Consider the following 20,349-nt stretch of genomic DNA (forward strand, 5'->3'; position numbering starts at 1 on the left):
GGCGCCATGAGCAATTATGTCGAGTCTCTCGGGCAACTTTGGGGTCCATTGCTGGTCCTCGGACAGATCGCTCTGTTCACCCTTGTCCTGTTGCTGTCGATCGCATTCCTGCTGTTGCTGGACCGCAAGGTCTGGGCCGGTGTGATGATGCGCAAGGGGCCGAACGTGGTAGGTCCCTTCGGTCTGATGCAGTCTTTTGCCGATTTCGGAAAATTCCTGCTGAAGGAAATCGTGATTCCGGCCGGTGCCAACAAGACGGTCTTTCTGATCGCTCCGATCCTGACATGTACGCTGGCCTTTGCTGCCTGGGCGGCCATTCCGGTGGCGCCCGGCACCGCTAGCGGCACCAGCTGGGTGATCTCCAACCTGAATGTCGGTGTCCTTTATCTCTTCGCGATCAGCTCCCTCGGTGTCTATGGCATCATCATGGGCGGCTGGGCATCGAACTCGAAATACCCATTCCTCGGCGCGTTGCGCTCGGCGGCCCAGATGGTCTCCTATGAGGTTTCCATTGGCTTCGTGATCGTCACGGTGATCCTGCTGGTCGGCTCGATGAACCTGACCGACATCGTGAACGCGCAGGAAGGCGGCATCTGGACCTGGCATGCCTTCAGCCTCCAGCATTTCCCGCTGATCATCGTCATGTTTCCGATGTTCATCATCTTCTTCGTGTCGGCGCTTGCCGAGACCAACCGTCCGCCGTTCGATCTGCCGGAAGCAGAATCCGAGCTCGTGGCGGGATATCAGGTCGAATACGGCTCGACGCCTTACCTGCTGTTCATGCTGGGCGAGTACCTCAACATCGTTCTGATGTGTGCGCTGATGACGATCCTGTTTCTGGGTGGCTGGCATGGGCCCTTCGCGCTCGGCGAAGAATTCGTTCGCGACCATCCCTTCGTGAATGCGTTCGCTGGGCTGTTCTGGTTCATGTTCAAGATCCTGTTCCTCTTCATCATGTTTGCCATGGTGAAGGCCATCGTTCCCCGTTACCGCTATGACCAGCTGATGCGTCTGGGCTGGAAGATTTTCCTGCCGACCTCGCTTGTCGCAGTCCTGATCGTGTCCGGCTATGTTGCCTATCTGGGAGTTCAGTCATGAGTCTGGCTCAAACCATCCGCGGCGCGCTCCTCACCGATTTTCTCGGTGCGCTGGTTGTTGCAACGAAGCAAGTGTTCACGCGCAAGGCGACTGTGAACTATCCTTTTGAGAAGAATCCACTGTCTCCGCGTTTTCGCGGGGAACATGCACTGCGTCGCTATCCGAGCGGCGAAGAGCGCTGCATCGCGTGTAAGCTGTGCGAAGCGATCTGCCCGGCGCAGGCCATTACGATCGAGGCCGAACCGCGCGCTGACGGCGCGCGCCGTACCACACGCTACGACATCGACATGGTGAAATGCATCTATTGCGGTTTCTGTCAGGAAGCCTGCCCGGTGGATGCCATCGTGGAAGGCCCGAACTTCGAATTCGCGACTGAAACGCGCGAGGAGCTTTTCTATGACAAGGATCGCCTGCTCGCGAACGGAGATCGTTGGGAACGACTGATCGCCAAGAATCTGGAACTCGACGCGCCTTACCGATAGGGCGCTGGGATCATCAACTCGTGGGGCACCAAGCCCTGCCAAGAAGGGGGCCTTGTAGGCTGTGGCAGTCTTCGCTTTCTATCTGATTGCGGCCGTCGTGCTCGTCTCGGCACTGGCCGTGATCATGGCGCGCAACCCCGTCCATTCGGTGTTGTGGCTCATTCTCGCATTCTTCTCGTCGGCCGGCCTGCTCGTGCTGATCGGCGCCGAATTCCTGGCGATGCTTCTGGTTGTCGTCTATGTCGGCGCCGTCGCGGTGCTGTTCCTGTTCGTCGTGATGATGCTGGATGTCGACTTCGTCGAACTGAAACGCGGTACGCTGAGATACTGGCCGTTTGCCGTGCTCGTGGGAATTATCTTCGCTGCCGAAATCGTGTTGGCCTCTGTGATCGGTACCGCCGACCTAGCCAGCAATTTCGACGCGTCACCGGGCGCCGACACCAATGCCGAGGCCATCGGCCAGGTGATGTACACCCAATACCTGCTGTTGTTCCAGATGGCCGGCGTCATCCTGCTCGTGGCTATGGTCGGTGCCATCGTGCTGACGCTGCGCCACCGTCCGGAAACCAAGCGTCAGAACGTTGCCAAACAGACGTCGCGCCGTCGCAGCGATGCTTACGAACTGAAAGACCCCACTCCGGGGCAGGGGATCTAAGACATGGACCTTGGGCTTTCCCATTTTCTCGCCGTCTCGGCGGCCCTGTTCACAATCGGGGTCGTGGGCATCTTCGTGAACCGCAAGAACATCATCGTCATCCTGATGGCAATCGAACTGATCCTGCTCTCGGTGAACCTCAACCTGATCGCGTTCTCCGTGTTCAGCGGCACGATTGCCGGTCAGGTCTTCGCGATGCTGGTCCTCACGGTTGCCGCAGCCGAAGCTGCTGTCGGGCTCGCCATTCTCGTTGTCTACTTCCGCAACCGCGGCGACATCTCGGTTGAGAATGTCGACCTGATGAAGGGGTAGGATGATGCTTCCAGATATCCTGATCCTCTATATCGTCCTGGCGCCGGGTCTCGTGGCGCTGACCGGCCTGCTGCACAAGCAGATCGGGGACAGGCTGGTCATGAGCCTGACGACCGCTGTGGTCCTGTCGGCTGGCGCGCTGTCACTGATCCAGCTGTTTGCCTATGTTGCCGGCCTTGGCGGGCATGCAGGCACTGAAGAGCACCATGCCAGCTTGGTCGCCGCGACGACCGGCGTTGATCTCAAGCAGCATATCATCACGCTGATGCCCTGGATTAGCGTTGGCGAATTCCAGGCCAATTGGGCTATCCGCGTCGACACGCTTTCGATCGTCATGATGGCCGTCATCACCGGTGTGTCCGGCCTCGTTCACCTCTATTCCTGGGGATATATGAGCGAAGACCCGCACAAGGCGCGCTTCTTCAGCTATCTGTCACTCTTCACCTTCATGATGCTCATGCTGGTCACGGCGGACAATTTCATCCAGCTCTTCTTCGGCTGGGAAGGCGTGGGGCTTGCCTCTTATTTGCTGATCGGGTTCTGGTACCAGAACAAGGCGCCGAACGACGCCTCCATCAAGGCCTTCGTTACCAATCGTGTGGGCGATTTCGGTCTTGCACTCGGCATCATGGCCGTCTTCTTTGTGTTCCGTTCGGTCGAGTTCGGTCCGGTGCTGGACGCCGTCCGTAACAATGTGGCCGTTGTGCCGGTTGGCTTCACGGAAGCGTCGCCGGTCCGCGACCTGGTGATCCCGTTCCTGCACTGGAATCTGAATGCGCTTGAAGTGATCGGCGTGCTGCTCTTCATCGGTGCGATGGGCAAGTCGGCCCAGTTCTTCCTGCATGTCTGGCTGCCGGACGCGATGGAAGGTCCGACGCCTGTGTCGGCCCTGATCCACGCTGCAACCATGGTGACCGCAGGCGTCTATCTCGTCTGCCTTCTGTCCCCGATCTATGAGTACACCTTCTACGCCGCCGGCATGATCACCATCGTTGGTGCGGTGACGGCGTTATACGCCGCCACTGTCGGCATGGCGCAGAATGACATCAAGCGCGTGATTGCGTATTCAACCTGTTCCCAACTCGGTTACATGTTCTTCGTGGCAGGTGTGGGCGCCTATGAGGCGGCCATGTTTCACCTCTTCACGCACGCCTTCTTCAAAGCGCTCCTGTTCCTTGGCGCAGGTTCTGTCATTCATGGCATGCATCACGAGCAGGACATGCGCCGTATGGGCGGGCTCGCCAAATTCATGCCGCTGACTTATGCGGCCATGATGATCGGAACGATTGCCATTATCGGCCTCGGTATTCCGCATACCCAGATCGGTTTCGCGGGCTTCTTCTCCAAGGATGCGATCCTCGAAAGCACATTCGCGAGCGGCCAGGCAGACGTGATGTTCGGACAGGTTGCGTTCTGGTTCGGTCTGATCGCCGCCTTCCTGACGAGCTTCTATTCCTGGCGCCTCATCTACATGACGTTCCACGGTCCGAAGACCTGGGAAGCGCATGATCATCATGACGACCACGTGCATGAAGATGCGCACGCTGCGGATGACGCGCACGGCCACGCCCATGATCACACGCCGCATGAGAGCCCCCTGGTCATGCTGGTGCCTCTGGCACTGCTCAGCCTCGGCGCGATCTTCGCAGGCGTGTATTTCTACGACGCCTTCGTGGACGGCAACAATGAGACCTTCTGGGCAGGCGCCATCTATCGCGCCGCCGAGAACCATGTCCTGCACGACCGCCACAATGTTCCGGAATGGGTACTCTATGCGCCACTGGTCGTGACGATTGCCGGCTTCCTGATTGCGACGTTTACCTATTACTTCAACCGGGGTGTTGGTAAGCGCGTCGCCGACAGCGGCGGTCCACTGCATTCGCTCTTCTACAACAAATGGTATTTCGACGAGATCTATCAGGCGACCTTCGTGAAGGGGTCCGCCATGCTCGGAAACCTTTTCTGGAAGGCCGACAAGAAGATCATCGACGGTATCGGCCCTGACGGCGTTGTGGCGGTGACCAAGGCTTCTGCCGGGCGCCTGTCGAAGATGCATACCGGATACCTTTACCACTACGCTTTCGTGATTATCGGCGCTGCACTCGTATTCGGCGGAATACTGTGGCTGCGCGCTGGAGGAGCCAACTGATGGGCGGTTTTCCCATTCTTTCAGCGATGACTTTCCTGCCATTGGCAGGAGCGCTCATCATCATGATCGTGCGAGCGGCGACTGCGGGTAGCCGTGAGGCATCGTCCAGCGATACGGAAGGCCGTACGGCGCTTCTGGCTGGCCTGATCATTTCCGGTGCGACCTTCATTGCATCCTTGGCTGCTTTCGCCGCCTTTGATGCGTCTCAATCAGGGTATCAACTCGTCGAGCAATACAGCTGGTACCGCAACATCAGCTACAAGATGGGCATCGACGGTCTGTCCATTTCGCTGATCCTGCTGACGACCTTCCTGATCCCGATCTGCCTGCTGGCCAGCTGGAACTCGATCCACAAGCGGGTGACGGAGTACGTTGTCGCATTCCTTGTGCTTGAGACCTTCATCATCGGTGTCTTCACCGCGATGGACCTTGTGCTGTTCTATATCTTCTTCGAAGCCGGCCTGATCCCGATGTTCCTGATCATTGGTATCTGGGGCGGCAAGGACAAGATCTATGCGGCGTTCAAATTCTTCCTCTACACGCTGATTGGCTCGCTGCTGATGCTGGTGGCGGTGGTCTACATGTACCAGACCGCCGGCGGGTCCGACTTCGAGCTTCTGGAGAAGTATTCCTTCGATCCGAATGTGCAGACCTGGCTCTGGCTGGCCTTCATGGCGTCTTTCGCCGTGAAACTGCCCATGTGGCCGGTCCATACATGGCTGCCGGATGCGCACGTCCAAGCTCCGACGGCGGGTTCTGTCCTGCTGGCAGGTATCCTGCTGAAAATGGGCGGCTATGGCTTCCTGCGTTTCTCGCTGCCCATGTTCCCGGATGCGAGCCAGCTGTTCCAGCCCTTCATGTTTGCGCTGGCCGTGATTGCGATCGTCTACACGTCGCTCGTCGCCTGGCGCCAGACTGACATGAAGAAGCTGATTGCTTACTCTTCGGTTGCGCACATGGGCTTTGTCACGCTCGGCGTCTTCGCCTTCAACGAGGCGGGCGTGCAGGGGGCTATCTTCCAGATGCTCAGCCATGGCCTGATTTCCGGCGCGCTGTTCCTGATCGTAGGCGTCGTCTACGACCGGATGCACACGCGTGAGATTTCGGCCTATGGCGGGCTCGTGCACCGCATGCCGGTGTATGCGACCTTCTTCATGCTGTTCACCATGGCCAATGTCGGCTTGCCGGGCACCTCCGGCTTCATTGGTGAAATCCTGACCATGGTCGGCGGCTTCCAGGCCTCGACCTGGGCGGCAGCCGGCGCGGCGCTCGGCGTGATCTTCTCGGCGGTCTACATGCTGACCCTGTATCGACGGACCGTCTTCGGTCAGATTACCAATCCGGAGCTGAACTCGATCAAGGACATGAATATGATTGAGTGGATCTGCATCGCACCCCTCGCATTCCTCACAATCCTGTTCGGTGTGGCGCCCAATTTGATTTTCAACATTACCGAGGGTTCTGCCTTGCGCATCCTGAACCTGATGGCGGGAGGCTGATCTCATGATTGATTTCACTGCCATGATACTGGCCGTAGGCCCTGAGCTCTGGCTCGTTGCGATGGCCCTGATTGGCGTCCTTGTAGGCGCCACGCTGAAGGACCGTTTCAACAATGCGTCCATCAAGTTTGGCGCTTTGGCGTTGTTCGCGGCCGCCGCATTCTCGCTGATGAATTATGAGGGCGGTGAGGCCTTCAACGGCTTGGTCCGCACCAATATGTTCGTGAACTTCGCGAAATTCGTCAGCTATGTGCTCGCCGGCTTTGCCTTGTTGGCGTCTGAAGGCTTCCTGAAGCGCCATGGTACAATCCGGTACGAATACGCGCTGCTGATCCTGCTCGCCTCCTTCGGTATGGGCATGATCCTGTCGGCGGCTGACCTGATGACTCTCTATATGGGCATCGAGACGCTCAGCCTGTCATCTTACGTGCTCGCCGCTTTCCACCGGGATTCCGCCAAAGCCTCCGAAGCGGGCCTGAAATACTTCGTTCTGGGCGCGCTGGCGTCTGGCATGCTGCTCTATGGGGCATCGCTGGTCTATGGCTTCAGCGGATCGACCGAATACGTGCTTATTGCCGCCGCAGAGCCGTCCATCGGCATGATGTTCGGCATGGTGCTCATGATCGTCGGCCTCGCCTTCAAGGTGTCGGCTGCGCCAATGCATATCTGGACGCCGGACGTCTATGAAGGCGCACCCACGCCGGTCGTGGCGTTCTTCGCGTCTGCGCCCAAAATGGCGAGCATGGTGGTCTTTGCGAATGTCATGTTCACCATGTTCGGTGACGTGATCGACCAGTGGCAGCTGATCCTCTGCATCATTGCCGGCCTGTCGATGATCATCGGCTCGCTGGGCGCGCTGACACAGACCAACATCAAGCGCCTTCTGGGGTATTCGTCGATTGCGAACATGGGCTATGCTCTGGTCGCTGTTGCGGCGGGCAGGGAACTCGGAGCGGGGCCGCTTCTGGTCTTCATGACCCTTTACGTGATCGCGTCCCTTGGCCTGTTCATGGGTGTTCTGGCCATGCGCCGTAAAGGCGGCATGGTTGAAGGGATCAACGAGCTCGGCGGCCTGATGCGCAAGCGTCCCGTCCTCGCGATTGCCTTGTCCATCCTGATTTTCTCGATGGCTGGTCTGCCACCCTTCGGAGGCTTCTTTGGTAAATGGGAAGTGCTGTCCGCGGGTGTGGAAGCCGGACTGATGCCGGTCGTCATCATCCTTGTACTCGCCTCGGTCGTGTCGCTTGGCTACTATCTTCGTCTGATCAAGATCATGTGGTTTGATGAACCCACCGAGAAATTCGAGGCGATCGATGGGTCAGTTACCCTGACCGTGCTTCTGGCCGCGCTTATTGCAGGTATCCTGTTCCTGTTCTTCATCAATGCGCTATCCGGATGGGCGAGCACAGCGGCCATGGGGCTCACAGGTTGAGCTTAACCTGGCCGGTCTACCATCTTGGCGTCATAGACAGCACGAACACCGAAGCCAGACGGCGGGCGAAGGCGGGCCAATTCGAAGATTGCTGGCTTGTCGCTGAAGCCCAGACCGCTGGGCGAGGGCGTCTGCAGCGGCCATGGATATCATCGACAGGCAATTTGTTCTCAACAGCCCTGTTTCACGAGCCCGGCGGCATTGCGATCGCAGCGCGCATCCCGTTTGCCGGGGCTCTGGCTGTGGCAGATGTTGCCGCGCAGCTCGCGCCAGATGCACCGGTCCGATTGAAGTGGCCGAACGATGCGCGTGTAAACGGGGCGAAGATTTCCGGAATTCTGATCGAAACCGGGGGGCAGGACGCGGAGTTCTGGGTCGCCGCGGGCATTGGAATTAATGTGGCCTCAGCACCGGAAGGCGCAGGCCAGGCGGCAACTTCCCTGCACGCCCTGAGGGGCGACGCAATCCTGAGTCCGGAAGATGTCCTGACAGCGCTTCGTGAAGCGTTTGGGCGTCGTCTTGAACAGGCGCGACAAGGATTTGAGACATTACGGCAAGATTGGCTGAAGGTCGCTGAGGGGCTCGGACAGACCATCTCGGTTTCGCGAAATGGCGATCCCCTGATAGGCGTGTTGGAAGATATGGCGGAAGACGGGTCTCTGGTGCTCAGATTGCCCGATGGACGCCGAGAGATAGTCCGGGCTGGTGATGTCAGCCTGATAGGGAGTAGCTAAGCGATGCTGCTGGCAATTGATGTAGGCAACACGAACACGGTGTTCGGCATTCATGACGGCGAGAACTGGGTCAACCAGTGGCGCAGCGCGACGGATGCCACCAAGACCGCCGACGACCATGCGGCATGGTTGTGGCGCCTGGCTGACATGCACGGAATGGACCTGAAGCGAATCAAGGGATGCGTGATCTCTACGGTTGTACCCCAGGCCCAGTTCAATTTCCGGAACCTTGCGCGCCGTTACTTGAATTTGGAGCCGATGTTCATCGGCGATCCGAGCCTGAAAACGGGTGTTGAGGTCCGGATTCACCGGCCGGAACAGGTTGGCGCGGACCGCATTGTCAGCGCGCTCGGCGCTCATGTGACCTATCCCGGTAATCTGATCGTGATCGACAGCGGAACAGCTACGACGTTCGATGTGGTGGCCGAGGATGGCGGATTTGAGGGCGGTATCATCTCGCCAGGCATCAACCTTTCGGTGCGCGCACTGCACGATGCCGCTGCGCAATTGCCCCGCATTGCAATCCAGAAGCCTCCCCGCGTGATAGGTCAGGACACGATCAGCGCGATGCAGTCCGGCGTATTCTGGGGCTATATCGATCTGATCGACGGGCTCGTCACCCGGATCAAGAAGGAATACGGCAAGCCGATGAAGGTCGTCGCGACCGGCGGTGTGGCCTCTCTCTTCGAAGGGGCCAGCGAAACAATAGATTATTATGATCAGGACATTACCATTCGGGGCCTGCTCGAGATTTACAAACGGAATAGTTGATAAGCATGGCAGATACGATTGGTGTCGAGGACGAACTGGTATTCCTCCCCTTGGGGGGATGCGACGAAATCGGCATGAACCTCAATGCCTATGGTTATGGGCCTGCGCATGACCGCCGCTGGATCATTGCTGACCTTGGTGTGACGTTCGGATCGCTGGAAACACCGGGGATCGACCTGATCTGCGCGGATCCGGAATATCTGATCGGCGAGAAGATCGACGCCGTATTCCTGACCCATGCGCATGAGGACCATATCGGCGCGGTCGGTTTGTTGTACCCGCGCCTGCAGACGAAGGCCCCGATCTATGCGACGCCGTTCACGGCAGAGCTTGTGCGCTCGAAAATGGTTGAGCGCGGTGTCGATCCATCCTGGCTGAAGCCCGTGGCGCTGGGCGGAACAGTCCAGGCCGGGCCATTCCAAGTCACCTATGTCACGCTAACTCACTCAATTCCTGAGCCGAACGCCCTGGCCATCAAGACGCCGCTTGGCACGATCCTTCACACCGGCGACTGGAAGATCGATCCGGATCCGCAGATTGGGTCTGCGACGGATGTCAAAGGCCTAACCGCCTTGGGGGATGAAGGCGTTCTGGCCATGGTCTGCGACTCTACGAATGTGTTCGAGGAAGGCGAGTCCGGATCGGAGGAATCCGTGAAGCAGGGACTGATCGACCTGATCGCTGAGCAGAAACAGGCCGTCGCTGTGACGACCTTTGCGTCAAATGTCGCGCGGGTGAAATCAATTGTGGAGGCCGCGGAGTTGGCGGGCCGGGCGGTGTGTCTTGTCGGGCGCAGCATGCACCGCATTACAGATGCAGCCAAATCGGTCGGTATCCTGCCGCCCCATATGGAGTTCGTGGATGAGTCCGAAGCGAGTCAGATCCCGGCTGAGCATATTCTCTACCTCTGTACGGGGAGCCAAGGGGAATCCCGCGCTGCACTGACCCGTATTTCCCGGCGCGACCACCGCAATGTATCGCTTCATAAAGGCGACACGGTGATCTTTTCGTCCCGGCAAATCCCGGGCAATGAGAAGGGCATCTTCGCGCTCCAGAATGCGCTCGCCGAACAGGGCGTTCGAGTCATCACGCCGCGAATGGTGCCGTATCCCATCCACGTGTCTGGCCATCCATGCCGCGATGAGTTGCGGCGCATGTATGGCTGGGTGCGTCCGAAAGTGTCGGTGCCGGTTCATGGGGAGCGACGTCACATCATGGAGCATGCGACATTCGCAAAATCGCTTCAGGTGCCGCACGCCGTTACGCCTCAGAATGGCAGCCTTGTTCGCCTGGCGCCGGGCAAGGCTGAGATCACCGATCTTGTGCCGGCAGGGCGCCTCTTTCTGGATGGTGACCGCCTCGTGCCGGAAGGTGCCCAAGGCATTGAGGAACGCCGGAAGCTCTCCTGGTCGGGCATCCTGTTCGCCTCGATGACGCTGGATGAGGATGGCGATATTCTCGATGGTCCGGTGGTTATAGCTAAGGGCCTGTCCGAAGCGGATGGCCGCCTCGCAGATGAGAGTATCGAGCCGCTGGAGATCGCCGCCGAGGATGCAATTGGTCGCATGAAGAAACGCGACCGGATGGACGATGATGCCGTTGAGCGAACCGTCGGCCGCGCCCTGCGGAAGGCTTGCCTTGAAACATTTGGTCACCGCCCCGTTATAGAAGTGATCGTCCTGAGGAGTTGAAACCCGTGTCAGAGTTTAAAATCGGCCCGCTGAACCATGTCGGCATCGCCGTGCCGGATCTTGAAGCCGCCTGCGAGACTTATCGGTCGCTATATGGCGCCACAGACATCACCACGCCATTCGACATGCCGGAGCAGGGCGTAAAGGTCTGCTTCGTCAACCTGCCGAACAGCCAGATCGAGCTGATCGAGCCGCTTAATGACGAATCTCCGATCGCCAATTTCATCACGAAGAACCCAAAAGGCGGCCAGCACCATGTCTGCTTTGAAGTGGATGACATCAACGAAGCAGTCGAAGAGATGGGTAAGCGCGGCGCCACGGTCCTCGGTAAGCCCCGGATCGGCGCGCATGGAACTCTCATCGTCTTCGTCCATCCGAAGAATTCGAACGGCGTGCTGATTGAGCTGATGGAAACCCCCAAGGAAGCCCACTGATGACCATTTTCGGCGCCGGTGTTGTCTTCACCATCGCTTGGTGGCTGTCCTTTTTCGTCGTTCTTCCGATCGGCGTGAAGGGACAGTGGGAAGACGGTTCCACGATTGAGGGGACGGAAGAAGCGGCGCCGAAAAACCCGATGCTGGTCAAGAAAGCGCTCTGGGCGACTGGCGGCGCGGTTGTCCTGACCGCCCTCACAGCCATCATCGTGCCACGTTTGCTTGCGCAATAGGGGGCGCTGCGGCTAGGTGGCCTTCGTTTAGCGCGCGATCACGGAGTTTCCATGCGTCTGTCGAAGTATTTCCTGCCCGTATCCAAAGAAGCCCCGTCAGATGCGGCAATTGCCTCGCACCAGCTTATGCTGCGCACCGGCATGGTCCGCCAGAATGGCGCGGGCATTTACACATGGCTGCCGCTCGGCCTTCGCGTTCTCAAGAAGATCGAACAGATCGTGCGCGAAGAGATGAACCGCGCAGGCGCTGTGGAAATGCTGATGCCAACGCTACAGCAAGCCGATCTCTGGCGCGAATCCGGTCGGTATGAGGCCTATGGCAAGGAGATGCTGCGCATCACCGACCGGCATGACCGCGATATGCTGTATGGCCCGACGAATGAAGAACTCGTCACAGATGTGTTCCGCTCCTATGTGAAAAGCTACAAGCAGCTTCCCCTGAACCTCTATCACCAGCAATGGAAGTTCCGCGATGAGATCCGGCCACGCTTCGGCGTGATGCGGGGCCGCGAGTTCATGATGAAGGATGCCTATTCCTTCGACCTGACACCGGAAGATGCGCGACACTCCTATAACCGTATGTTCTGCGCGTATCTCAACACGTTCTCGCGCCTCGGCCTGACCGGTGTGCCTATGCGCGCAGATACAGGCCCGATTGGCGGCGAACTGAGCCACGAATTCATCATCCTTGCCGACACCGGTGAGAGTGCCGTCTTCTGCGACAAGACCCTGCTGGATATGCCAGCTCCGGGTCTGGATCTGGATTTCACGTCTGACCTGACAGCAGAAGTCGAAAAGCGGACGCAATATTATGCCGCGACCGAAGAGATGCATGACGAAGCCGCATTCGCTGAACTGCCTGAAGACCGGAAGGTCTCTGCGCGCGGTATTGAAGTCGGCCACATCTTCTATTTCGGCACCAAATACTCCGAACCGATGAACGCTGTCGTGCAGGGGCCTGATGGACAAATGGTGCCGGTTGAGATGGGGAGCTACGGGATTGGCGTTTCGCGCCTTGTCGGGGGCATCATTGAAGCCTGTCATGACGAGAACGGCATTGTCTGGCCAGAAAGCGTTGCGCCATTCCAAGTGGGCATCATCAATATGCGGGTCGGCGATGAAGCGTGCGATACAGCTTGTGAACAGGCGTATCAGGCGCTTGAGCTTGCTGGAATCGATGCGCTCTATGATGACACGGAAGATCGCGCCGGCGGCAAGTTCGCGCGCATGGATTTGATTGGCTTGCCGTGGCAGATCGTTATCGGTCCGCGTGGTTTGAAGAATGGGGTGGTCGAAGTGAAGAACCGCAAGACGGGCGAGAAGTCCGAAATGCCGCTGGCCGATGCTCTCAGCACGGTGCGTCCTGAATGAGTGAGCTGCCATCCGCTGCCGCTGCGCCTTTCGGGAAGCTGGAGCGCACGCTTGCCTGGCGCTATCTGCGGGCCAAGCGCGAACATGGCGGCGCGAGCCTGATTTCGATTATTTCCTTCGTCGGCATCTTCTTTGCGGTTGCTGCGCTGATCATCACCATGTCGATCATGAGCGGTTTCCGTGCGACGCTGCTTGACGCGCTGCTGGGTGGGCAACCTCATGTCTATGGGGTGGTTGCGTCGTACACAGAGGAAGAAGCAGAGCAGATCTCCGAGACAATCAGTCTGATTGATGGCGTGTCGAGCGTGGCGCCTTACATTGAAGAATATGTTCTCGTGACCGCGAACGGCCGCAAGACAGGTGCAGCTGTCCGGGCAATCCGCAAGGAAGATCTCGCCACAATGCCATTCCTGAAGGATGGCGGAACCGCAGCGATTGAGTCGGGTTTCGGCGAAGGGAAGAATGGCGGCAATGTCGTCATGATGGGGGCATTTCTCGCGGCAGGACGTGAAGGGCTTGGTATCCGTCCGGGCGACAAGGTCGAGATCATCACGTCGCAGACGAATGCAGGCCCGCTCGGATCGACGCCGCGCAGCAAGGCCTATACGGTCGGCGATATCTTCAAGACCGGCAGTGTCGAACTCGACCGGCTCTACATCTTCATGCCGATGGATCAGGCGCAGATCCTGTTCCAGTCGAAAGACCGCTACCAGATGCTGGATATCCGCCTGGATGATCCGAACAGAACAACCGAGGCCATGACGGCGATTGCCGATGCCACGGGAAATTCGCTCTATACGTTTGACTGGAAGAGCCAGCGAGCAGGGTATCTGAACGCGCTACAGGTCGAGCGAACGATGGTTCGGCTTCTGGTCATGGTCATCATGGGCATTGCCACGCTGAACATCATCGTTGGCGTTGTGATGCTGGTAAAGAACAAGACGCGGGATATCGCTATTCTGAGAACGATTGGCCTTGGGCGCGGGGGAGTGCTGCGCGTGTTCCTGCTTGTCGGTACCATACTTGGCACGCTCGGAGCTATGCTCGGGATGGTCATTGGCATCCTCGTCGTGACGAATATCGGTGCCGTGGAAGCCTTCATCAATCTATTCGTTCCGGGCGAAGTCTTCGACGCCGAAGTCTATGGCCTCGAAGGCCTGCCAGCGATCCTCGATTGGGGGGAAGTCACACGGACCGGCCTTTATGCGCTCGGCATGTCGATGCTGGTGTCCATCATTCCAGCCTGGTGGGCCTCCCGTCAGGATCCGGTCAGCGCGTTGAGGTTCGAATAATGACTCAGCCCGTTCTTGAACTTCGTAATATCGACCGCTTCTACAAGACCGCCGCAGGGGAGCTTCACGTTCTCAGTGGCACAAACCTGCAACTGAATGCAGGCGAATTGGTCGGCTTGGTCGGCCCATCTGGGTCAGGCAAGTCGACCCTGTTGCACACGGCCGGTCTGCTGGAACGACCAGAATCCGGCAAGGTGATGCTTGATGGGATCGATTGCCTTGCTCTGGACGACAAGGGGCGAACCGCTATCCGCCGCGCCAAGATCGGCTTCGTCTACCAGTTCCACCATCTGCTTCCCGAATTCAATGCTGCCGACAATATCGCCATGCCTTTGATGATTGCGGGCGTAAGACAGTCCGCAGCTCGGGAGAAGGCCGAGCATTTGCTAGGAGAGATGGGGCTCGATGAGCGGGGGCATCACCAGCCGGCGCAAATGTCTGGCGGGGAGCAGCAACGTGTCGCCATCGCCCGCGCGCTGGCAAATGATCCTCGCCTTGTCATTGCCGACGAGCCAACGGGGAACCTCGATCCTGGGACGACCGAGCGGGTTTTTGCGACCCTGATCAAGATGGTTCGGGATGAGGGTGCCGCCGTGTTGGTGGCGACCCACAATCTTTCCCTGATTCGGCATATGGACCGCGTCCTGACGCTGTCTGAGGGCAAGCTGGTCGATTACTTGCCGGACTAAGTTGTGGATCGCAGCGGCCGGACTCTGGTCTGGCAGGGCTGAGCGCGGCACTGTATCCTGTGAACAGGAGATTTTCCGTGACTGAGTCGCCCTTCATCCACCTTGCTGTCCGCTCGAGCTATTCGCTGCTCGAAAGCATGATTACGCCGAAAGGCCTGAAAGCCTGGTGTGTCGAGCAGAGCATGCCGGCAGTGGCGATCACGGACCGGAACAATTTGTTCGGAGCGCTCGAAATTTCGCTGACGCTGTCGGACGCCGGTATCCAGCCAATCATGGCCTGCTGTTTTGACGTGACTGACGGCATACCGAAAAGCGAGCCAACGCGGGTCTCGCTCTATGCGCAGAATGATGTCGGTTACAAACGGCTGATGCTGTTGTCGTCGCGGGCGTATCTGGATGCAGCGGACGGCGTGCCGAAGCTGTCCCGTGATTTGCTTCTGGAGAATACTGACGGGCTCATTCTGCTGACAGGTGGCGCGGAAGGTGAAGTCGCGCGTCATTTGTTGAAAGGACGCGCCGCGGATGCCCGCACAGAACTTTCGACGTTGGCGGCGGCCTATCCAGGCCGGTGCTATGTCGAGATCACGCGTCACGGCACGGATGACGAATATGCCTGCGAAGACGGGTTGATCGATCTGGCCTACGAGTTGGGCCTACCCCTCGTAGCTACACATGATGCGCGATTCATGAAATCGTCCGATGCCAAGGCGCATGACGCCATGATGTGCATTTCCAATGGCCAGTATCTGGGCCAGGAAGATCGCAAGCGCGTTGACGCTTCCCAATACCTGAAAACCGCCAGCGAAATGCAGGAACTGTTCGCAGACCTGCCTGAAGCGATTGCCAATACGGCCGAGATTGCAAGGCGCTGTGCTGTGAAAGCCGAAACGCACAAACCGATCCTTCCGAGCTTCTCGAATGAAGGCCGTTCAGAGTCCGAGGAACTGCGCAAGCAGGCCCTTGAAGGGCTGGAGTACCGTCTTGGCGCGGCGGACAAGCTCTATGCCGAACGAGATACCTATTTCGAGCGGCTCGACTACGAGCTGACCATCATCGAGCGCATGGGATTTCCCGGCTACTTCCTGATCGTTTCGGACTTCATCAAGTGGGCCAAGGACAATGGCATCCCGGTCGGTCCTGGCCGGGGGTCCGGTGCCGGCTCGCTCGTTGCCTGGGTCTTGCTGATTACCGATCTTGATCCACTTCGCTTTGACCTGCTTTTCGAACGCTTCCTGAACCCGGAACGTGTGTCGATGCCTGACTTCGATATCGACTTCTGTCAGGAGCGCCGCAGTGAGGTCATCCGCTATGTCCGCGACAAGTATGGCGCGGATTCGGTGGCCATGATCATTACCTTCGGTACGCTGCAGGCAAAGGCTGTGGTACGGGACGTCGGCCGCGTGATGCAGATGCCGTACGGCCAGGTCGACCGGCTCGCCAAACTGATCCCGTTCAATCCGGCCAATCCGCCGAAGCTTCAGGACGCTATCGACGACGAACCGAAATTCCACGACGAGATCGACGCGGATGAGCGTGTTGGCGAGTTGCTGGAAGTTGCGCTGTCGCTGGAAGGCAAGTACCGGAACGCGGGTACGCACGCAGCGGGTGTGGTGATCGGCGACCGGCCGCTGGTTGAACTAGTCCCCCTATATAATGATCCGCGCGCTGATCTTCCGGCAACGCAGTTCAACATGAAGTATGCCGAGATGGCGGGGCTTGTTAAGTTCGACTTCCTCGGCCTGAAGACGCTCACCGTCATCGACCGCGCTTTGAAATTGATTCGCCGGGATGGCCGGGATGTCGGCCCCGAATGGCAGAGCCTCGATGACCAGGCGACCTATGACCTGATGGCGAGTGGCGAGACACTCGGTGTGTTCCAGCTCGAAGGCGCGGGCATGCGGGACACGTTGAAGAAGGTGCGGCCCCACAACCTTGAAGACGTCATCGCTATCATCTCGCTCTATCGCCCCGGTCCGATGGAGAACATTCCTGTCTATGTGCAGGGCAAGGACGACCCGTCTTCGGTTGTCTACCAGCATCCAGACCTGAAACCGGTCCTCGAAGCGACCTATGGCGTGCCTGTGTATCAGGAGCAGGTCATGCGGATGGCGCAGGAGATCGCTGGCTACTCCCTCGGAGAAGCTGACCTTCTTCGCCGGGCGATGGGTAAGAAGAAAGTCGAGGAGATGATTGCCCAGCGGAAGCGCTTCGTGGAAGGCGCAGCCGAGCAGAAGGGCATGGAAGAGAAGCTCGCCAACGACATCTTCGATACGATGGAGAAGTTCGCGGGCTACGGCTTCAACAAGTCTCACGCGGCCGCCTACGCCCTGATCGGTTATCATACCGGCTATCTCAAGCGGCACTTCCCGGTGGAGTTTCTTGCAGCTTCCATGAGCCTCGATATCGGCAACACCGACAAGCTGGCAGCCTTCTTCCAAGAAACGAAACGTCTCAAGATTCCGGTCCTCGCGCCGGATGTGAACGCGTCTACCGCCGATTTTGATGTACGCGATGGCGCCGTGGTCTATGCGCTGGGAGCGCTCAAGGGCGTTGGCCTCGAAGCCATGAAGCATGTCGTCGAAATTCGCGAGAAAGACGGCCTCTTTGCCGACCTTTACGATTTCGCTGAACGCGTTGACCCACGGCATGTAAACAAGAAGGCCTTCGAATCCCTGTCGAAAGCTGGCGCATTCGACTGCATGGATGCCAATCGCTCTAAAGTGCTCGAATCCGCTCCCTTGCTGGCAAACCTTGCGGTGAGCGCCGCGCAGGACCGGCAGGGCGGGCAGGGGGGGCTGTTCGCCGAGGCTGAGCCCGCGCTTCGGCCAGTCCTCCCAAAGGTCAAAGCCTGGAATGGGCAACAGAAGCTCGATCAGGAATTCAAATCCATCGGTTTTTACTTTTCGGGTCACCCGCTGGATGACGTGCTGGAAGGTCTGGACCGCGAGCGCGTGACGCTCGCCATGGAGGTTCAGGATCGCGCGTCTGACGGCAAGCCCCTCGAAATGATTGGAGTTGTCCGGGCCCGCAGTGACAAGCCTGCGCGTAATGGCGGCAAGTTCGCCTTCCTGACACTTTCGGATCCGTCCGGCGAGGTCGAGATGATGGTTTTCCCGGAAACCCTGTCCCAGAATTACGATCTTCTACAGGTCGGCAATGCGGTTGCCATTACGGTCGGGGTCAAGCGGAACGCCGAAGAGATCAAGCTGAATGCCGAGCGCGTCCTGAAGCTGGAAGCGGCACGGCTGTCCAAGGCAATGGGGGCCTTGAAGATCCGTCTGGCGGTTGGGGCGTATGTCGGCGATCTGGCGGGCGTGGTCGGGCATCTGGCAAAGCTCCAGGACCTTGAAAAGGGGGAACTCCTGATTGAAATGCCCCTGGAAGACGGGCGGATTGTGACGCTCAAACTGCCTTCGACCTATACGATTGGTCTCAGCGCCCAGCGAGCACTAAAAGAAGCCCCCGGCGTGGAGCGCGTTGAACCGCTCAAGGCGGCCTGACAAAAGCCGCTCCAGAACTCTTGCAGCCACGGGCTTTTTCTGTATAAGCCGCCCCATCAGAAACCAGTTCACGGGTGCATCCGGTGCGACGAGCCATGGTGGCTCAACGTTCCACTCGTGACGGCCAACCGGATGGAGACAATCTATGGCCCTACCTGACTTCAACATGCGTCAGCTGCTCGAAGCTGGCGTTCACTTCGGTCACCAAACCCACCGCTGGAATCCTCGCATGAAGCCGTACATCTACGGCGAGCGTTCGGGAATCCACATCATGGACCTTTCCCAGACCGTTCCTTCGCTGCACCAGGCCCTGGTCTTCGTGCGCGATACCGTTGCCAAGGGCGGGCGCGTCCTGTTCGTGGGTACGAAGCGTCAGGCTGCTGAGCCGATTGCAGAAGCCGCACAGCGCTGCGCGCAATACTACATGAACCACCGCTGGCTTGGCGGCACGCTGACCAACTGGTCGACCGTGTCCAACTCCATCAAGCAGCTCAAAGAGCTGAACGCGATGTTTGAAAGCGGTAACAGCGCCCAAGGCCTCACCAAGAAAGAATTGCTCGATCTCGAGCGCCGTCGTGACAAGCTGCAGCTGTCCCTTGGCGGTATCGCCGACATGGGTGGCCTGCCGGCCGCGATGATCGTGATCGATACCAACAAGGAAGCGATTGCTGTTCAGGAAGCCCGCAAGCTGGGTATCCCGGTCGTCGCCGTGCTCGACACGAACTGCGATCCGGCCGACGCCGATTATGGCTTCCCGGGCAATGATGATGCTGCGCGCGCAATTTCCCTCTACTGCAACCTCTTTGCGGATGCCGTGCTTGACGGCCTGGCAGAGTCCACAGCTGGTCTGGGTGTTGACCTTGGCGAACTGGAAGACGTTGACGCCATGGCTGAAGCCGATGTCGCTGCAGCCGCAGAGGGTGAAACCGCTGAAGACGCAACAGGCGCCTAAATCAGGCGTCTGACCTGAAGACCAAACTGAAGGAATACAGCAATGGCTGAGATTACCGCTGCGCTTGTTAAAGCACTGCGCGAGAAGACTGGCGCAGGCATGATGGATGCCAAGAAGGCGCTCGTCGAAAACAATGGCGACGAAGCAGCAGCTACCGATTGGTTGCGTGCGAAGGGCCTCTCGAAAGCAGCCAAAAAATCCGGACGGACCGCGGCAGACGGCCTCGTGTCTGTTCAGGTTTCTGACGATGGCAAGACAGGTGCAATTGTCGAGCTGAATGCTGAAACCGACTTTGTTGCCCGGAACGAAAAGTTCCAGGCGGCACTGGCCGGGATCACCAAGGCTGCGCTTGAGACCGATGGTTCCGTTGAGGCGCTCTCCGCTGCCCCGTCACCGGATGGTGAAGGCTCGGTAGACGACCTGATCAAGCGTCTGATCGCCACGATTGGCGAGAACATGACCCTGCGCCGCAGCGCAAAAGTGAGCGTCGATGGCAAAGTCGCCTCGTACATTCACAATGCTGAGACCGCCGGCATGGGTAAGGTTGGCGTTCTCGTGGCGCTCGAAGGCTCGGGCGACCTTGAAGAGATCGGCCGCAAAGTTGCCATGCACATTGCTGCAACGTCGCCAGCGGCTGCCACGACGGACGAACTCGACCCGGCCATCGTTGAAGCTGAAAAGCGCGTTCTGACAGAGCAGGCCCGCGAAAGCGGCAAGCCTGACAATGTCATCGAAAAGATGATCGTTGGTCGGATGCAGAAATTTTACAAGGAAGTTGTCCTCGTAGAGCAGCCTTTCGTGATGAACCCTGACCAGACGGTCGGCAAGTTCCTGGAAGAGCAGGGCGCGACGCTGAAGGGCTTCGTCCACTTCAAGCTCGGCGAAGGCATCGAGAAAGAAGAAGACAACTTCGCGGACGAAGTTGCCTCCATGACAAAAGGCAGCTGATCGCGCTTGCCTTTCTGCCCGCAAAGGGCTTTGAACATCCCGGTCGCCCATGACAGGCGGCCGGGAATCTTTTAGGAGCCTATGAGGCCGATAATTCTGGAGACACC

18 protein-coding genes are annotated in these 20,349 nt (G+C 58.6%); all 18 read left to right on the forward strand.

From position 1 onward, the window contains the following. The first annotated feature begins 6 nt into the window (after positions 1-6). The 18 genes from nuoH to tsf all read left to right on the forward strand — a co-directional run bounded on the left by nuoH (position 7) and on the right by tsf (position 20,242). The gene (gene nuoH, locus V7660_RS05190) at positions 7-1,098 is read left to right on the forward strand and encodes an NADH-quinone oxidoreductase subunit NuoH (RefSeq protein ID WP_335602063.1); all 1,092 of its coding nucleotides are present in this window, start codon (positions 7-9) and stop codon (positions 1,096-1,098) included. Then, positions 1,095-1,580 carry an NADH-quinone oxidoreductase subunit NuoI gene (nuoI, locus tag V7660_RS05195; RefSeq protein WP_335602064.1) on the forward strand — a complete coding sequence of 162 codons (486 nt, stop codon included), beginning with the start codon at positions 1,095-1,097 and terminating at the stop codon, positions 1,578-1,580. The genes nuoH and nuoI overlap by 4 nt, the downstream gene beginning before the upstream one ends. 61 nt (positions 1,581-1,641) lie before the next feature. Beyond that, entirely contained in the window at positions 1,642-2,235 is a 594-nt protein-coding gene (locus tag V7660_RS05200) for an NADH-quinone oxidoreductase subunit J (RefSeq protein ID WP_335602065.1), read from the forward strand. Positions 2,236-2,238: 3 nt separating this feature from the next. Next, a complete protein-coding gene (gene nuoK / locus V7660_RS05205) occupies positions 2,239-2,547 on the forward strand; it encodes an NADH-quinone oxidoreductase subunit NuoK (RefSeq protein ID WP_335602066.1) in 309 nt (102 codons plus the stop codon). 4 nt (positions 2,548-2,551) lie between these two features. Beyond that, positions 2,552-4,696, forward strand: coding sequence for an NADH-quinone oxidoreductase subunit L (gene nuoL, locus V7660_RS05210; RefSeq protein ID WP_442910029.1), 2,145 nt, complete (start codon positions 2,552-2,554; stop codon positions 4,694-4,696). Further along, positions 4,696-6,195: an NADH-quinone oxidoreductase subunit M gene (locus V7660_RS05215; protein ID WP_335602068.1), complete on the forward strand. Its 1,500-nt coding sequence runs from the start codon at positions 4,696-4,698 to the stop codon at positions 6,193-6,195. The genes nuoL and V7660_RS05215 overlap by 1 nt, the downstream gene beginning before the upstream one ends. Before the next feature lie 4 nt (positions 6,196-6,199). Continuing rightward, the gene (gene nuoN, locus V7660_RS05220) at positions 6,200-7,627 is read left to right on the forward strand and encodes an NADH-quinone oxidoreductase subunit NuoN (RefSeq protein WP_335602069.1); all 1,428 of its coding nucleotides are present in this window, start codon (positions 6,200-6,202) and stop codon (positions 7,625-7,627) included. Beyond that, entirely contained in the window at positions 7,624-8,361 is a 738-nt protein-coding gene (locus V7660_RS05225; RefSeq protein WP_335602070.1) for a biotin--[acetyl-CoA-carboxylase] ligase, read from the forward strand. Before nuoN ends, V7660_RS05225 begins: the two co-directional genes overlap by 4 nt. 3 nt (positions 8,362-8,364) lie before the next feature. After that, entirely contained in the window at positions 8,365-9,132 is a 768-nt protein-coding gene (locus tag V7660_RS05230) for a type III pantothenate kinase (RefSeq protein WP_335602071.1), read from the forward strand. A gap of 5 nt (positions 9,133-9,137) precedes the next feature. Continuing rightward, positions 9,138-10,823: a ribonuclease J gene (locus tag V7660_RS05235; protein ID WP_335602072.1), complete on the forward strand. Its 1,686-nt coding sequence runs from the start codon at positions 9,138-9,140 to the stop codon at positions 10,821-10,823. A gap of 5 nt (positions 10,824-10,828) precedes the next feature. Next, positions 10,829-11,257, forward strand: a complete 429-nt coding sequence (mce, locus tag V7660_RS05240) for a methylmalonyl-CoA epimerase (protein WP_335602073.1) — start codon at positions 10,829-10,831, stop codon at positions 11,255-11,257. Continuing rightward, positions 11,257-11,490 (forward strand): DUF1467 family protein, encoded by a 234-nt coding sequence (locus V7660_RS05245; protein ID WP_335602074.1) that lies wholly within the window; start codon positions 11,257-11,259, stop codon positions 11,488-11,490. The genes mce and V7660_RS05245 overlap by 1 nt, the downstream gene beginning before the upstream one ends. Before the next feature lie 51 nt (positions 11,491-11,541). Next, entirely contained in the window at positions 11,542-12,861 is a 1,320-nt protein-coding gene (gene proS, locus V7660_RS05250) for a proline--tRNA ligase (RefSeq protein ID WP_335602075.1), read from the forward strand. After that, positions 12,858-14,153 (forward strand): ABC transporter permease, encoded by a 1,296-nt coding sequence (locus V7660_RS05255; RefSeq protein WP_335602076.1) that lies wholly within the window; start codon positions 12,858-12,860, stop codon positions 14,151-14,153. The genes proS and V7660_RS05255 overlap by 4 nt, the downstream gene beginning before the upstream one ends. Continuing rightward, positions 14,153-14,842, forward strand: a complete 690-nt coding sequence (locus V7660_RS05260; RefSeq protein ID WP_335602077.1) for an ABC transporter ATP-binding protein — start codon at positions 14,153-14,155, stop codon at positions 14,840-14,842. Before V7660_RS05255 ends, V7660_RS05260 begins: the two co-directional genes overlap by 1 nt. 77 nt (positions 14,843-14,919) lie before the next feature. After that, on the forward strand, positions 14,920-18,342 hold the full coding sequence (dnaE, locus tag V7660_RS05265; protein ID WP_335602079.1) for a DNA polymerase III subunit alpha: 3,423 nt from the start codon (positions 14,920-14,922) through the stop codon (positions 18,340-18,342). A gap of 145 nt (positions 18,343-18,487) precedes the next feature. Next, on the forward strand, positions 18,488-19,294 hold the full coding sequence (rpsB, locus tag V7660_RS05270; RefSeq protein WP_335602080.1) for a 30S ribosomal protein S2: 807 nt from the start codon (positions 18,488-18,490) through the stop codon (positions 19,292-19,294). A gap of 42 nt (positions 19,295-19,336) precedes the next feature. Continuing rightward, positions 19,337-20,242, forward strand: coding sequence for a translation elongation factor Ts (gene tsf, locus V7660_RS05275; protein ID WP_335602081.1), 906 nt, complete (start codon positions 19,337-19,339; stop codon positions 20,240-20,242). Positions 20,243-20,349: the final 107 nt, after the last annotated feature.

Source organism: Hyphomonas sp. (assembly GCF_036964145.1).
Classification (GTDB): domain Bacteria; phylum Pseudomonadota; class Alphaproteobacteria; order Caulobacterales; family Hyphomonadaceae; genus Hyphomonas.